Annotated in this window: 16 protein-coding genes; 9 read left to right on the top strand and 7 right to left on the bottom strand. The window is 29.4% G+C overall.

What is annotated here, in order from left to right:
- Positions 1-2 precede the first annotated feature (2 nt).
- The 5 genes from NH26_RS21915 to NH26_RS21900 all read left to right on the top strand — a co-directional run bounded on the left by NH26_RS21915 (position 3) and on the right by NH26_RS21900 (position 2,860).
- Positions 3-314, top strand: a complete 312-nt coding sequence (locus NH26_RS21915; protein ID WP_044220850.1) for an MTH1187 family thiamine-binding protein — start codon at positions 3-5, stop codon at positions 312-314.
- A gap of 118 nt (positions 315-432) precedes the next feature.
- Positions 433-1,128, top strand: a complete 696-nt coding sequence (locus NH26_RS21910; protein ID WP_044220853.1) for an SDR family NAD(P)-dependent oxidoreductase — start codon at positions 433-435, stop codon at positions 1,126-1,128.
- Positions 1,129-1,133: 5 nt separating this feature from the next.
- A complete protein-coding gene (locus NH26_RS25315) occupies positions 1,134-1,295 on the top strand; it encodes a Lacal_2735 family protein (protein WP_044220857.1) in 162 nt (53 codons plus the stop codon).
- 2 nt (positions 1,296-1,297) lie between these two features.
- Positions 1,298-1,795, top strand: coding sequence for an SRPBCC family protein (locus NH26_RS21905; protein ID WP_044220860.1), 498 nt, complete (start codon positions 1,298-1,300; stop codon positions 1,793-1,795).
- Positions 1,796-1,975: 180 nt separating this feature from the next.
- Entirely contained in the window at positions 1,976-2,860 is an 885-nt protein-coding gene (locus NH26_RS21900; RefSeq protein ID WP_139263232.1) for a hypothetical protein, read from the top strand.
- 71 nt (positions 2,861-2,931) lie between these two features.
- On the opposite strand, the gene NH26_RS21895 is transcribed toward NH26_RS21900, so the two are convergent.
- The gene (locus NH26_RS21895) at positions 2,932-5,424 is read right to left on the bottom strand and encodes a M1 family metallopeptidase (protein WP_084812323.1); all 2,493 of its coding nucleotides are present in this window, start codon (positions 5,422-5,424) and stop codon (positions 2,932-2,934) included.
- A 291-nt stretch (positions 5,425-5,715) separates the two neighbouring features.
- On the opposite strand from NH26_RS21895, the gene NH26_RS21890 reads away from it, so the two are divergent.
- Positions 5,716-6,102 carry a response regulator transcription factor gene (locus tag NH26_RS21890; protein WP_044220870.1) on the top strand — a complete coding sequence of 129 codons (387 nt, stop codon included), beginning with the start codon at positions 5,716-5,718 and terminating at the stop codon, positions 6,100-6,102.
- Here NH26_RS21890 and NH26_RS21885 read toward each other — a convergent pair.
- A complete protein-coding gene (locus tag NH26_RS21885) occupies positions 6,099-6,590 on the bottom strand; it encodes a GtrA family protein (protein WP_044220872.1) in 492 nt (163 codons plus the stop codon). The genes NH26_RS21890 and NH26_RS21885 overlap by 4 nt on opposite strands.
- Positions 6,591-6,756: 166 nt before the next feature.
- On the opposite strand from NH26_RS21885, the gene NH26_RS21880 reads away from it, so the two are divergent.
- The 3 genes from NH26_RS21880 (at position 6,757) to rlmF (ending at position 8,876) form a co-directional block, all read left to right on the top strand.
- Positions 6,757-7,278 carry a DUF4870 domain-containing protein gene (locus NH26_RS21880; RefSeq protein ID WP_044220876.1) on the top strand — a complete coding sequence of 174 codons (522 nt, stop codon included), beginning with the start codon at positions 6,757-6,759 and terminating at the stop codon, positions 7,276-7,278.
- 148 nt (positions 7,279-7,426) lie between these two features.
- Entirely contained in the window at positions 7,427-7,873 is a 447-nt protein-coding gene (locus tag NH26_RS21875; protein ID WP_044220879.1) for a hypothetical protein, read from the top strand.
- A gap of 133 nt (positions 7,874-8,006) precedes the next feature.
- Complete coding sequence (gene rlmF / locus NH26_RS21870; RefSeq protein WP_044220881.1) at positions 8,007-8,876, top strand: 23S rRNA (adenine(1618)-N(6))-methyltransferase RlmF; 870 nt, start codon at positions 8,007-8,009, stop codon at positions 8,874-8,876.
- Between the two features lie 25 nt (positions 8,877-8,901).
- On the opposite strand, the gene NH26_RS21865 is transcribed toward rlmF, so the two are convergent.
- From NH26_RS21865 to NH26_RS21845, 5 genes are all read right to left on the bottom strand, one after another.
- Entirely contained in the window at positions 8,902-10,047 is a 1,146-nt protein-coding gene (locus NH26_RS21865; RefSeq protein ID WP_052431897.1) for a sugar transferase, read from the bottom strand.
- 121 nt (positions 10,048-10,168) lie between these two features.
- Positions 10,169-11,284: a glycosyltransferase family 4 protein gene (locus NH26_RS21860; RefSeq protein WP_199880283.1), complete on the bottom strand. Its 1,116-nt coding sequence runs from the start codon at positions 11,282-11,284 to the stop codon at positions 10,169-10,171.
- On the bottom strand, positions 11,259-12,782 hold the full coding sequence (locus tag NH26_RS21855; protein WP_052431898.1) for an O-antigen ligase family protein: 1,524 nt from the start codon (positions 12,780-12,782) through the stop codon (positions 11,259-11,261). The genes NH26_RS21860 and NH26_RS21855 overlap by 26 nt, the downstream gene beginning before the upstream one ends.
- Positions 12,775-13,986, bottom strand: a complete 1,212-nt coding sequence (locus NH26_RS21850) for a glycosyltransferase (protein ID WP_044220884.1) — start codon at positions 13,984-13,986, stop codon at positions 12,775-12,777. Before NH26_RS21850 ends, NH26_RS21855 begins: the two co-directional genes overlap by 8 nt.
- Before the next feature lies 1 nt (position 13,987).
- The gene (locus NH26_RS21845; protein ID WP_044220887.1) at positions 13,988-16,054 is read right to left on the bottom strand and encodes a GumC family protein; all 2,067 of its coding nucleotides are present in this window, start codon (positions 16,052-16,054) and stop codon (positions 13,988-13,990) included.
- Between the last annotated feature and the right edge of the window lie 12 nt (positions 16,055-16,066).

Below are 16,066 nucleotides of genomic sequence, written 5' to 3'. Positions count from 1 at the left end.
TTATGGGTGCATTAATGAATTTTGCTATTTTCCCTATTGATAAAGGTGATCACATAGGTGAATATGTAAGTAAAGTGGTAAAACATATCAAAGAATCAGGGTTAACTTATCAGTTTGGCCCTATGGGAACAATTATAGAAGCTGAAACGGTAACTGAACTTCTTAAAATAGTAGATGAAGCCTATAAGATAATGGATCCAATTTCTGATAGAATTTATTGTGTGATGAATATGGATTACAATAAAAACAAATCAGGAATGATAAAAGCTAAAACTGAATCTGTTGAGAAACGGATTGGAAAAGTAGCAAAGTAATCAATATGATAATTAGAAGGAGTTCTTGAAGAACTCCTTTTTTGTTTAACTATTTTATTTCATTATTAAACATTTCATGCAGGAATGAGGTTGTTTGTAAAGAATAGAATAAAATAACATGAAAAATATATTGATAATTGGAGGAAGTTCTGGAATAGGTAAATCTTTAGTGGATCTACTTTCAGAAGATCCTAAAAATAAAATTTACGCAACCTATAATCATACATCACCAACTTCCCAAAACGGTGTAGTATATTATCATTACGATGTTTTATCAGATGATATCTCAAATTTAGACTTACCCAAAGAATTACATGGTTTGGTATATTGTCCAGGTAGTATCAATTTAAAGCCATTTCAAAGAATAAGTGATTCAGATTTTATAGATGATTTTCAGTTACAAGTAATTGGAGCTATCAGAATTGTACGTGAAAACATAAACGCTTTGAGAAAGGGGAAAGGATCAATTGTTTTCTTTTCAACTATAGCAGTTCAATCTGGATTTAAATTTCATGCATCAGTAGCAACATCAAAAGGTGCAATCGAAGGATTAACTAAATCATTAGCATCAGAATTTGCACCCCATATAAGAGTAAATGCAATTGCTCCTTCACTAACTGATACTCCATTAGCTGCTAAATTATTAAGTGACGATACAAAGAAAGAAGCAAATGCTAAAAATCACCCATTAAAAAAAATTGGTGAAGCAAAAGACATTGCACATATGGCTGATTTTTTACTATCAGATAAAGCACAATGGATGACAGGACAGATTATACACATAGACGGAGGATTATCAACCTTAAAATTATAACTGATATGTTTGGATTATTTAAAAAGAAATCACCCAAAGAAAAATTAGAAGCTAAGTATAAAAAACTTATTGAGGAAGCTCATAAACTATCTCATACAAATCGGAAAGAAAGCGATTTAAAAACTTATGAAGCAGATCAAGTATTAAAGGAAATTGAAAAATTATAATTATGGCATTTTATCAATTTAAAAGAGACCAAAGAATCGCAGCTAGCTTAGATGAAGTATGGGATTTTATTTCATCACCTAGAAATTTAAAAGAAATTACTCCAGACTATATGGGGTTTGACATTACTAATGGTGATCTTCCAGAAAAAATGTATGAGGGTATGATGATTACTTATAAAGTAAGCCCCTTATTAGGATTGAAAATGGATTGGATGACAGAAATTACTCATGTCCGCGATCGTGAGTATTTTGTTGACGAACAAAGAGTTGGACCTTATTCATTGTGGCATCATCAACATATTGTAAAAGAAATACATGATGGTGTACTCATGGAAGATATTGTGACATATTCACCACCTTTTGGGCCATTAGGAGCCATAGCAAATTCATTAATTATAGAGAACAAATTAAAGGAGATATTTGCATATAGAAAGAAAGTAATACAAAAAAAATGGGGAGAATTACCAGATGTTAGATCAGTTGATGGACTAGCAGGATAATTTGTAAACCTAATAAATGGGCAAGTGTAATTAAAAATGCAATTATACTTGCCCATTTTTATTTGTCTCTGCATCTTTTTGCCCATATACCAACTTTAATGTAAATGTATTTAAAGTAATATCATAATTGTACATTAACTTATCTAATTTTAGGTACAAACAAACTGCTTTTATAAATTAATGTACTACCGCATAAACAAAATATTACTATTTTTCATCTTGATTCAAGGAGGTTGTAAATCAATCGAAAATAAAAATGAGACACCTTTATTTTCGGATTATACAATTCGTCAAGAAAAACCTTTATTAAGTGATTTAGAACAAATCACTGGGATTGTAAAATCAGGTAATAAAGGTAAAGTTTGGATTCATGAGAATACTCAAAACGATCCTTATATTTATTTGTATGATATACCTACAGGGAAACAAATCAAAAAAGTCTTTGTTAGAGGTACCTCTTTTTCATGGGAAGATTTAAGATCAAGCAATAAAGATGGAGTGTATAGTATCCATATCGCTGATACTGGAAATGCTAATAAATCAAGAAACACTCTACAGGTTTATACTTTCGATGAAGATCTAGTGGAAGATGATTTTGTCGCTCCATATATTAAAAATTATAGTTTTCCAGATGAACCCAAAGATATTAGAGCTATGCTTGTTAATTCAAAATCAGAAGAATATTATTTTTTTACTTACTCGATGAAGAATGCTGAAATATTTAAAATTTCTATGCACCAACAGGAGGGAGTATTAAAAAAAGTAGGATGTTTTGGATTAAAAAATATAAAGTCTGCTGACTTATCAGAAGATAATTCATCAATAGTATTCTTAACAGACTTAGGTGTTTATGTTTATCCTTTAAGCAGGGGAAAACTAATAGAAGAATCATTGAAGAATAAAAAAACTGTTTTTGAATATCCAATTAATAATACCTTAGAAACTAAAGGGGTCTGTTATACAAATAAAAAAGAGATTTATTTAATTAGTAATGATAAACAAGCCACAACCCCAATAGTATCAATTTTTGAAAATGGAAAGATGAATACAGAATTGAACAATTAATTCATTATAGATATATAAAAAAGGCGATCTCAAAGTTATTGAGATCGCCTTTTTGCCTCTTATCGAATTTATTATTGGCCAGATCGTCTTTTTATCGGATCTAAATTTTGTTTTATTTTATTGATAAGTTTAGTATCCATTTTTTGTGATTGCAATTGATAAATAAATTGATTGGTTCTTGATAGTACACTTTTTTCTGTCCTCATTCCTATACTATTTCTTAAATAATTATAGGGAAAGAAAATATCACCCGTTTCTTGAACCTTTGGTAAATAAGACAAAGTAATCGGAATATACTCTATTGTTTCTTTGGCTTGTAATGGATGATTAATATAATATAATCCATATTCAACCCATGTTTCATTTTCTCTTTCCTTTTGTAATCCTAAATTTATAACATACCCTCTTTTTAATAATTCAATATCAGAAGTTGTAGGAAGGAGGTAAGCAAAAAGATCTTTATAATAGGTGGATGAAATACTTTCAGAAACTGTTTTTTGAATACCTTTATCTCGTAGACCTTGCATTCTTAAGTAATGAAATAAATGTACCTTTTCCTTATCACTAAGCTTAATATCTTTAGATTTCCCGGTAAGATATGGAATGAAAAAGGACAGAGTGGTCTCATTTTGTTGAAAATTACTTACCACTTTAAAATAGAAAGATTTTAAGGGTTTAGTCTTCGCTTTTGCCATCAATCGAATAAAGTCTGATTGATACTCATTGGTAAAATTAATTCTTTGCTCTTCATTAAAATAAAACCAATACACTTCTTTAAATTGTGATAGTAACATATTATGTAATAAACTATTTTGTTCTATCGAGAGCTGTTGGATAAGAAAGGGCATATAATCTTTAGGATACAGAACATTTTTATTAAGGAAATTTTCATATAATGTGCCATATGCTATTCCTCTTTCTGCATCTGTATACTTGTTGATGTTCTTTTGTATTGTTGATGTTATATCATACCCTAATTTAAAATAGCCATAACCTTTACATGACTGGTCTAAAGGAAAACTCCCTTCGGGTAAATCAATAAGAAGATCTTTATCATCTAACAAATACCATTGATTATTGATTTGTATTTTTTGTTGAAGAGCAGGGTTAAAGTATTTAATTTTGAGCATTTTATTCTCATAAGAAAAAGATACTCTTGGCATCCTCTTCTTCTTTACCCATTCATTTGCCCAACTCTTTAAATTAATATTAGAAGCTTTTGCTATTTCATCAATAAGATTATCGAAAGTGGCATTACCATAAGAGTAATTTTTAAGATAACTTCTTAAACCCATTTTCAACTGTTCTTCTCCAACCATTAATTCAAGCTGTGACATAACCACTGGAGCTTTAGAATAAATTATAGCACCATACAAAGTGCCCGCTAGATTTAGGTTATCTAAGCCTTGTTGGATGGCATGTCTTCCATCAGTTCTATCAACTACATAGGCTTTATTTTGATGAGCTAAATAGAATTGTAAGTCATGATTGATTTCAGGATACTCAGGGGCAACAGCTTTTGCGGCAATAAAATTAGCAAAGACTTCTTTTAACCAAACATCATCAAACCATTTCATAGTAACTAAATTACCAAACCACATATGAGCCACCTCATGAGCAATAAGTTTTGCTCTTTGCATTTTCTGGGTGTCATTCGCATTTTCATCAAGTATTAAAGATGATGCTCTATACTGTATGGCTCCAACGTGTTCCATTCCACCATATTGGAAAGGTGGTATTAAGGCAAAATCAAGTTTATTAAAAGGAAGAGGTATATTGGTATATTCCGTTAACCATGCTAGTGATTTTTTATGAAGATGAAAAATAGCGTCTTTATTGGCTTTAATTTTAGAGTCTTCTTCCATATGGAGCATATGAAACTCTAATCCATTTTCTTTAAAAATTTCTTCTTTAAATTCACCGGCTACAAATGAAAACAAATAGGTACTTATTTTTTTTGTCTTTCCGAATTGAATGATCTTTCTATCTTCATTTTCCACTTCTTTACCATATTCACCAGCTATTGCTTTCCAATCTTTAGGAAGGTCTAAACTTAATTGATAAGTGGCTTTTAAATCTGGCTGGTCAAAACAAGGAAATAATGTTCTTGCCCTATCAGGTACTAATAGAGTGTACATATAGTTCTCCTTTCTATTTAGAGATTGATCTCCTGCAATAAATTGATAAGAAATCTTATTCTCACCTTCTTTTAGGTGTTCCTTATCAATTATAATATGTTCATTCTTAACTGTAACTTCAATTTTTTGATTATTGACAATTACATTATTAATGCGAGGTTGATCAACTTTAAAATCTAAGATAAGAGGGTAGTTATTAGTATTCTTATGTAGTGTAATTAAAGAAGTGGCTTGTATTTCTTTGGCCTTATCTTTAGGAAGAATAAAATGTAGCTCATAATTAATATTACCTAATTCTTGGAAACGCATTTCCGCTAACTCTTTAGTAATACCATCAGAAGTTAATTGGTCCATATCATATATTTTATGCGTTGTACAGCCTACAAACAAGAGTAATACACAGATAATGCTAATGATCCTTTTCATATAGTAATGAATGATGTTACGAGTTTAAATTATTGATTATGACTTGATTAATTCATCCTTTAATTGTAATAAACGAAGGTAATCAAAAAGTATAAAAGACGATTATTGAAAAAAAATTACATCACTTTTTCAATTTTTGTTATAATATTAATCAAATTTTTGATGAGTTAGTACGCCTTCATAAGTTTCATCAAAAATAAATATAAGAAAGATAGAGATTAGGTACATCAAAGAGCTGAACGAAATTCACATTCCAAATGTTTGATAGTTAAACCCAATTTTAAATGAATTATGAAAAAGAATATTCTTTTCTTGGAGAATAATGCTTTTATGAAAAACCTTGTTAAAGCAGTATTCAAAACACAACATAATGTGATTACCTCAGATTGTATTTCAGATGCAATTCAGATATTCAGTAATGTAAGACAAGATTTAATTATTACAGATTTGAATTTAGATGGAGAAAACGGAATTGACTTTGTCAATAAAATCAAGGATTTAGATAATGATGTACCGATTATAATTTTATCAGGTGAAACAGATGCTAAGATACAATGTTATTTATTAGGAGTAGACGATTTCATTGCCAAACCATTTCTTATAAAAGAATTAGATTTGAGAGTAAATAACCTTTTAAAAAGATCACTAGAGTATTACTGTAAAGAATATAATCATTAATTATCCTTTTGTTTTTTTTTCGTCACTTTAAACGAATACAAATTCTGAGAGATATAACTGTAAATAATAGAGACAAAAATAGTTAATATCTTAGATATAGTAGGGTAGAAGTGAAGGACATCTACAAATACTTTCATTAAAATGTAATTAATAAAAATTGCTCCAATACTCACTTGCACATATCTAAAAAACTGAACACGACCTCTTAAGTCTGATTCTTGAAATGTAATATATTTTTGTAGTAAAAAACCAGATGTAAGCGTGATTGGATAAACAATAAATAACGCAGCAATATGAGAACTTAGAGTAATTATTCCTAAGTCTAAATTCTTTTGAAAAAGTACATAATGATATATCGTAAAATATAAAAGGATATCAAATACTAGATTCCCCCCTCCACAAACAGCATATCTGTAAGTTTTAAGCGGCATAAAAGGCTTGAATAACCCATAAAATAGGTCAATAAAATTAATTAACTTGTTTTTCATATTAATGCAAAAATCAAATATAATTTATTTTCGTTGGAACCCATTTTTTATAATATTAATTATACTTTTATTTAAATTTTATTAGAGATTATTGAGATTTATCTAAAAATGATTTAATTTTATATCGCTGTACAAAATAGACTAACTTTTTCTGAACCTGAAGTACATGAACAACTATATTAAGAATGTAAGATTCTCTAAAGGTCTTTCCCAAGAAACTCTATCGCAAAAATCTGCCTTACCATTATGGCATATTCAATTAATTGAGAATAATGTTATCTATCCTTCAGATAATGATTTACAAAAATTATCTATTGTATTGAATGTAGATAAAGACTCTTTAATTTATAGTAAAAGCCTTGATAGTAAACAACTCTTGATTATTTACTTTTCAATATTTACTATGTTTTTTATACCCTATGGTAATATAATAGGACCGTCTTACTATCTATCAACTCATTTCAATTTATCAAGTTTTGTGCGAAATGAAGGGAATAAATTCATAAACTTTCAATTGGGTTGGTCTATATTTTTGACAGTATTTATTGTGTTTTTAACTATTGATCATTTACATTTAGATGTTTCTTATATTCCTCCCTACTCTCTCTGGTTTTCTTTAATTGTATTAATTTTGTTTAATATTTTTTATACTATTAATAAAGTAATACGTTTATACATCAAAAAATAGCATTGATTTATACGACTGATACATTTATAGTAATATAATGACATGCAATTAAAGTCCTAACAATTTTTAACAAGATGATTTTTTTTCAACTATCAATGTTGATAAAACGTTAAAAAATAATGTAAATTTATAACAAATCAACAATCTCATGAAAGCTGTACAAATATTCACTCTAACATTATTAATATTCTCTGGTATAGTTAATGCTAATGAGCGTAATAATCACAAGAAATCAAACGATGAAAATGTGATGATAACTGATCTAATTGGTAAAGACCTTACCAATCAAAAAGAAATTAATGATGCTTTGAATGTTTATTTAGATATTGAGAAAGAGGGGGATACACAATATATTTTTAACCCTCAAAATGATCAATTGGTTATGTATTTTAAAGAAGGAGTGAAAGAACTTCAATTAACAGCCATAAAAAAGACTTCCCAATTAACCAATGTGTATTATAAAGTAAATAATGATTTCACTTTACATGTTGTCATGTATAATGGGACTAAAAATATAGTAGATGTTAGAACAAGAAAGTATTTTCCTGAATATGAAAAAAACTTTAGAGTAATAACAAGTGAAAAAAATAATTAGATGTTATCAATTATAAAGTGATGACCCTAATATGAAAAAAGGTATTGAGTGATCAATACCTTTTTTTATATTCGCATTTAATATTCAATAGAAATAATGTAACTTTTTTAAAAGTTATAAAAATAATCTTCAGATGCACCATAAAAATCCACATAAGTCAGGGTACGATATAGATAAGTTGTGTTCTCAAATGCCTCAACTTAAATCTCATATAATACTTACAAAAGGGAATACTAAAAGTATTAATTTTCATGATGCAGAATCTGTAAAATTATTAAACAAAGCATTATTAAAGGCCCACTATAAAATCAAATTTTGGGATATTCCAAAAGGCTATCTTTGTCCACCAGTTCCAGGCCGATTAGATTATTTACTTGGTATTAATGATTTAATAAAAGAAACCACCAATTTATCCTACAGAGAAATAAAGGGTTTTGATGTAGGTACAGGTGCTAATTTAATCTACCCATTACTAGGTTATAGTTTTCTTGGTTGGAAATTTTCAGCTTCAGAAATAGATGATGTAGCAATCAATAATGGTATCAATATTCTAAGAGAGAATAAGATAACACCCAAACAAATTCACATTAAGAAACAAAACGATGTGAATTCAATATTGAAGGGCTTAATCGTAGCTTCTGATAGAATTGCTTTTACTATGTGTAATCCTCCTTTTTATAAAAATGAAAAGGAAGCTTTAGATGCTTCTAGACGTAAGAATAAAAACTTGAAGCAAAAAAATGGAGAAAACAGAAATTTTGGCGGTCTTAATAATGAACTTTGGGTAGAAGGTGGTGAACTTGAATTCATCATAAAAATGATTGATGAAAGCACATCTCTTAAAAATGAGGTGATTTGGTTTACAAGTTTAGTATCCAATCAAGATCATATTTTACCACTTCAAAAAAAATTGAAAAAAGCCAAAGCTCACTATAGAATTATAGATATGGGTCAAGGACAAAAGAAAAGTAGATTTATAGCTTGGTCTTATATAAAAAAATAAGCAGGTTTTTACACCTGCTTTTTTCTTATTCTTCTTTTTGGACCATTGCTAATGGTGTTTGATACATCAAAGCAATATCTTTTAGCAATGATTTATTTTGTGCATATTGAACATCCAAACGGATTCTTCTTTCCTCTGTCATAAATGGATCTTTTGATTTCTTTATTTGCCATAAACCTGTTATACCAGCAGCTCCGGCAAATCTGCCTACAGAATAATCTTTAGTTAACTGTTCAGCTTCATAGATTGGCAGAGGCCTATTTCCAACGATAGACATATGACCTAAAAGTACATTCACAAGTTGTGGTAATTCATCTATACTTGTTTTTCTAATGAGTGCTCCAACTTTCGTTACCCTAGGATCATTTTCAAGTTTAAAGAAAGTAGACGTGGAGTTTTCATGTTTATGTTGATTTTCGCAAATTTTAAATCCATTATCTCCATGTAAGAGATTACCTTCAGGTATTGTAGTGGGATCTAATTTTTCTTCATCACCATAAGAATTTTCCACTTGAAGGTCTTTTACTAAATGATCAGCATTTACCTTCATCGATCTGAATTTCAAAAATGGTATTTCTTTATAATTTTTTCCAATTCTTCTAGAAATATAAAATATAGGTCCTTTTGATTCTAATTTGATCGCAATAGCAACTATAAGAAACACAGGTGATAGAACAGTGAGTAGTACAACACTTCCAATTATATCTATAGACCTTTTAGAAAAGAGATAAAATTTTTTTTTTAAGTCGAATTTATTTTTTGGTAAATCGACAGTTTTGGTGTTATCCTTTACTAACCATTTGTCATACTTCCTTAAAATATTTTTTACTCTAAGCATTAATTCTTTTGGTAAGAAAGGCTTCACAACATAATCATCGACACCTAACTCTAAAATTTCAAATTTCTTTTCAGAAGAATCTTCACCTGATAAGGTTATTATTGGTAAATGAGAATATTTGGGTTGTTTTTTTATTTCCTTAATAAAGCTTTCACCGCTTTCGTTACTTAAATTTAGATCAGTAATTACTAAGTGTAATTCATTTTTATCTAAAAATTCTGTTGCTTCAGTTATAGAACTAAAACAATAAACCTCATAAGTTGTAGAAAGTAGTGTTTTGACAAAATTTTGCATGAATTTGTCATCATCTAAAAGTAATATTCTTTTGGTCATATCGATTGAATGTGGGTTTGAATCCTGGTATTTGTTATCATAACAGAGATTACTAAAATTCAGTTCCTATAAAAATTAATTCTAAACAATTCGTTCCAACCATTAACAAATTATTGTATTATTATAATCTATCATGGTAATTATAGGCTGATAGTGTTTCTTTTAAAGAATTTTCTTTGGTGTATTGTTTCACCCATTCATGCCCTTTATGAGCCAATTCCTTTCTTGCACTATCATTTTCAATGTAATAACTTATCTTATCAATTAAATCCATTACATCATAATCAATTAATTGTCCTCCTTCTCCTACAATTTCGGTTAACGATCCGCCGTTGGTACTAATTACTGGTGTTTTTGTGGCCATGGCTTCAAGTGGAGTATAACCAAATCCTTCATAGAGAGATGTAAAAACAAACAAGTCAGAAGCATTGTAGAAGTTATTTAGATCATCATCCGGTATGAAACCACTAAACTCTACATTTTCAATCCCGAGATCTCTAGCCATTTCTGGATATTTCGTGTACTCTGGATGGGCTCCTGCAATCTTTAAATAAGTATGTGGATATTTTTTTTCTATTACCTTCATCGCTTGCAGAAGTAAACCTACATTTTTACGTTCTCCTAATCCTCCAGTATATATTATAGTAAAGCGGTTTTCATCTTTCGTGACATTTTTATCATAATAGAATTGATTAAAATCGATGAAACCCTTACTTACATAAATTAATTCTTCTGGATAATCAGCGTACTTAATGGTATCTAACTTCGCATTATTAGAAACCACTATAATAGGTATTTTGTTTTTCTTGAACCTATTAATTGCCCATTTATAATAACCTGTAAACCAAGCGTCTGCTTCTGAAACATGTAATAGTGAGACATCATGCATTGTTACCACTGTGGGGTTCGGTAGATAGGAACTTGCCAAACCTGAGATAAACCAATGCCCGTGAACAATCTGATCCTTTGGAGTGTTTTTAATTTTTTGATGAATAAAATAGGGAAGTATATAAGGATGTAAACCTTTAAATGATCTATAGGGAATTTTTTTTATCCAATTCTGCTCATGGTAAGTTATATCACTATGGTCTGGTTTAAATACTTTGTACAATTTTACATTTGTATTCATTTCTCTTAAACTTTCACCTAACATGTAACTATACCTACCAATCCCAGAATTAAAATGTTGGCAACAGGCTAGTGTTATATTCTTAGGAATTAACATTGAATTTTTCATGATATTTTGCGAGTTTTATCTTCCTTTTTTCTTCTATGATTCTCTGTTTTTCATTTTCTTCTTCTTGTAGCTTCTTATTTTTATCTTCAAAATACTTTTCGATGTGTTCTATTGTTCGCATTAACATAGCAATCCAAATCCACATCAAAATATTAAATGGTAAAATACCATTAACGTCTTGAGCTTGTTCAACTACTACAATTGAAGCAAGAGTAGCATATACGGATAGTAATAACACTTTTAGTTCTGTGTTATCAAGCCGCCAAAATTGAGTTCTTGTCAAAAAATAATAGATGAAAGTGATGAAAATTGTAGAATATACGATGAGCCCCAACCAACCCGCTTCTACCATAATTCTTAGGTGTCCTGAGTCTGGTGCAAAATTAGCAAGCATAGTTCCTGGTGAGAAACGTACCCCCCAAACTCCTGTACTGCCCAAGCCTCCTCCGAGTGGATGAGCAAAAATCCATGGGTACATTGCATGACGGTTTTCTTCTCTTTCTTTATAAGAGGTATCTTTTGAACCTGCAAAAGTTGATTGTATTCTTTGAATGTGATAATTATCTGTAGGTGTATTGATTAATATGATAAAGAAAACAGCAAATACGGCTCCTGCCATATAAACTTTAGTATTTCCCCATAAAGCCACAACAATAGCAACTATAACCACTACCAATGCAATACCGGACCTTGTTCCTGACCAAACTAAAGCAGGTAAACAAATGAGGGTACCAATAATAATAAAGATTTTTTTTCGCCAATTATAAAGGGGTAATAAAAACACACCCATGACAATGATAATGGCCATGAGCATACCAAAATGGGCGGGTGAAGCAAGTGTTCCAAAAACTCTCCATCGACCTGAGATATATACTAAGTGCTTCGCATCATTTGCGTATACCCAAGCCATTTCAAAAGGGAAATAGCCATTTAAATTTTGTATATCTCCCCATAAACCACTAAAATAACAACATCCAAACATAAAAAATATAAGTGATTTTAAGTCTTCAATGGTTTTGAAATAATAGTATACTATAAAATATAAAAGGGGATATAATACATAAGGACGCATCACAAAAAACCACGCCACTCTTGATGCTGCACTTGGATTACCTACTTGAATAATATTCCAACAAATCCATCCGACAATAGGATACATCATAGGAATTTGAAAAGTTGATGCATAATCTTTATTCTCACCACACTTATATAAATGTCCGAGAATGGTGAACATTATTGCAAAATCGAATCCTAATCCAATTGGTGCAGGAATATTCATTTTAAGTGGAATACCTATAAAAATACACAAGAAAATATAGAAGTAGATACTCATTCTTGTATAAAAGAAAAGAGATAATAAGAAGGGTACAGCAATACTCATGATAGCAATAGCTACCCCTAACCCCCAATTTACATTGTTAGCTAAGTGTGCTACTCCTAAAGATAGAAGTAGTGCAATTACAATACTGAATATCCCTATTAGTACACCTCTACTCATCTGAATTCTTTCTTTCTGTATGAATGAAATTTCCTTTAGCTTTCCCTTGAAAGATGCTAAATAAACTTTTTAAATTACTCCCAATTACAGCTGGTAAACGTTGTAGCAATTGAAAAAAAGCTGATGTTAGGCCATTAAAGGTTAAGAAACAAAATGCCCCAAAACCAAGACATAAAAATGCTATGGTAAATAGATATTGATTAGGTATAAAAACCAATTCTATTACACAAAGTATTGGGGTAAGAAGCATTAAAATACTTCTAGGCGGACGGAGAACTGAAATAGTATAATCAAAAGCTTCAATACTAAGTCCTAAAAATATTCTTTTTAAAAGTCTTGGTAAGAACGCAAATGCAGTCATATATTGTTCAGCAAACCACCTAGACCGTTGTTGCTGTAATACTTCTATATCATCAGTTTTCTCCTCATATACAATTGCTTCTTCGGCATAAATGCCTTTTAATTTTTGATCATCCAAAAGCCATTCAAGAAATAAGTTTTTATCCATACCTGGATTTTTTAAACATAGTTTTCTAATTCCTTTTAAAAACCATTTCATATCTACTAGAAAAGCAGAACCAGTTAATTCTGGATTCCATCCCATAGCAGATTTATAATTTCTTAGAGATACATTATTTAAGTTTTCAGAAATCAAATCATAACTAGCAACAGCATTCTGACTGTTTAAAGCAGCTCTTTTTCCTTGAATATATTCAAAACCCTCAGATCTAAATTTTAATATTTCATCAAAGAAAGTAGGAGAGACCACATTATCCTTATCTAATAAAATTATTTTATTAGGTTGGAAGGCTAAAATCTCATCATTACTTTCTATAATATCACATGTATATTTTAATGCTTGTATGTAGGTGTTACCTAAATCAGCAGAGAATGTCTTAGAAACAGAAATAATATTCAATTTTTCCGCTTTATCAATAATTTCTTGATCACAATGCTGGAATAATACCAATGTTCTAAATGGTACTTTAGGAGAGTGATTTTGAATGGCTATTAATGCATCTATTAAAGTATGATTTGCTTTGTATGCAGGAATAAAGATAAGCCACTTATCATTATTATTGATATCCCCTTCTTTTCCTTTCCTATGATAGAAAGAACCAATAATGAGTGTAATCATTAGATAAGCACAATAGAACAATAAATATGCTCCAAAGAAATAATATATATAGGATAATACTTCCATGTTATTTTACATTTGAGGTAAGAAAACCACCAAAAACATTACAATGAGTTTCCAATAAATACTCTTGATGTTTTACATCATCATCATCAAAAGTTTCATGTAATTCATAAACATAAAAAACATCAGAGGTTAGATTTAACCACTCATGCCATATAGTAGATTGATGTGTCGGAGGTGTAATTAATAATATATACTGATACTTTTGCCTTAGTTTTACTAATAACGAAAACCAATCATCTGGTAGTAGTAAATCATAAGGAGAACACTCTTCTTGAGATAAATCAAGGACACCACTATCATTTATTGTTTCTCTATCTTTAAATTCAAATCGTTTATATTCTTTTTGATTTACATCTAAAGGCGAAAACCAATCATTATATATAATTAGTGATTTGATATTTGTTTTATTAAACATTTTTTGGAGTTCAAGCAGAGTATGTAATGTTATGTGATTAGATCTAGCTCCCATAAATGTGATGATGTTTTTACCATCTTTATCCAAATCTAAAATAAGTCGTCTTAAATACTTTCTTGAATCAGTATTCCCACCCGCTACAAGTTTTCTTTTATAATTCTGTCTCCACCTTTGTAATTTACTTATAATTCTAGGTTTGAATTTGTGTTTATAATCATGCACAGGAAGGAGATAAATAGAGGCTATGATTGGAATTTTCGATTCTTTATCAATCTGAAAAGGTAAGTGATGTTTTGCATCAAAAATGATTCTTAGAACAACTATAACAAGAATTAGAATCATACTACCCATAGAGGCACCGACTATAATTAATCCTCTTTTTGAACTTTTAGGTTTGATTGGGAAATTTGCAGTTTCAATAATGAAGAAATTATTTCCAGATTCTTTTTCTAATAATTCAGCGAAATGTTTTTTCTCTAATAAATTTAGATAGTATTTTTCCTTTGTTTCAATTTGCCCCTCTAACTTTACAATATTTGAAATGACATCAATATTTTGTCTAGAACGATAGGTTAACTGATTTAACTCGTCTTCTAAAGTTGAAACTTGGGCTTCTAGCTTTACATAATTAATTTGATCCTGTATATATTTATTGACAATCGACTGTTTTGTTAAACTAGGATCGTATGTAGTACTTGATATAGATTTAGATAAATTATTTTTTATTTTATTTTCAATACTTCGAATTTTCGCATCTAGTTTGGTGGTATAATCTGAAGGTAATTTTTCTAAATTATAAGCATTATACTCACGCTCTTGTTGTAATTTTCTAAGAGAGTCTTTCAAATGCATGATACTTAAATGGATATCATCAGATTCTGATTTAAAACCAAAATCTTTTTTATTCTCAAGTGTATTTCCAAGAAAATCTATACTTGATTTATCTGAAGCCAATTCTTTTTTCCCTTTAGAAATTTCTTTTTGCAATTCTGAACTTCTATCGATGATGAATTTTTTAGTCGCATCAATATCAATGATATTATGCTTCCTTTTGAATACTTTTAGAGAATCATATAAATCGCTTAACTCAACTCTAGCTCTATCACAAGAATTTGCAATACTTTCTGATTTATCTTTATAGCGTTGTTTAATTTCATACCTATATTCTTTTATCCATGCTTTGGTTAAAATATCAATTATAAATTTTGCTGCAAATGGGTCTTTATCCTCAATAGATACATTAATATATTTACTACTACCAATTCTACTGATGGAAAAACGTTTACTGATATCTTCAATACCAAGACCATTTTTAATCATGGTATTATTGATCACTACATCAATAGGTCTTTGCATGTTTAAATTTTCAAAATTATCAAGAAGGTAATTTGCTCTATTAATTATTTCAGTTTCTGAGTATAAATCATTATCCAATTTTATATCATATAATTTATTTGTATTTAATGATTTGATTAAGATGTTTAATTGGATATTTTCTAGGACTCTTTTAATTCTAGCGATTTCTAATAAATCTGTAAACATCAATCCAATTTCGAATAATTGTAATGACTTTGATGTTAGTGATAAGCTTCCATCTGTATTTAATTCAAATTGTAGTTTAGCTTTAGATTCATACATTTTAAAATCACTCATATTAAAATATAA

Origin of the sequence: Flammeovirga pacifica (genome assembly GCF_000807855.2) — a bacterium.
In the GTDB taxonomy this organism is placed as follows: Bacteria; Bacteroidota; Bacteroidia; order Cytophagales; family Flammeovirgaceae; genus Flammeovirga; species Flammeovirga pacifica.
This window is presented reverse-complemented; position numbering and strand designations above follow the sequence as displayed.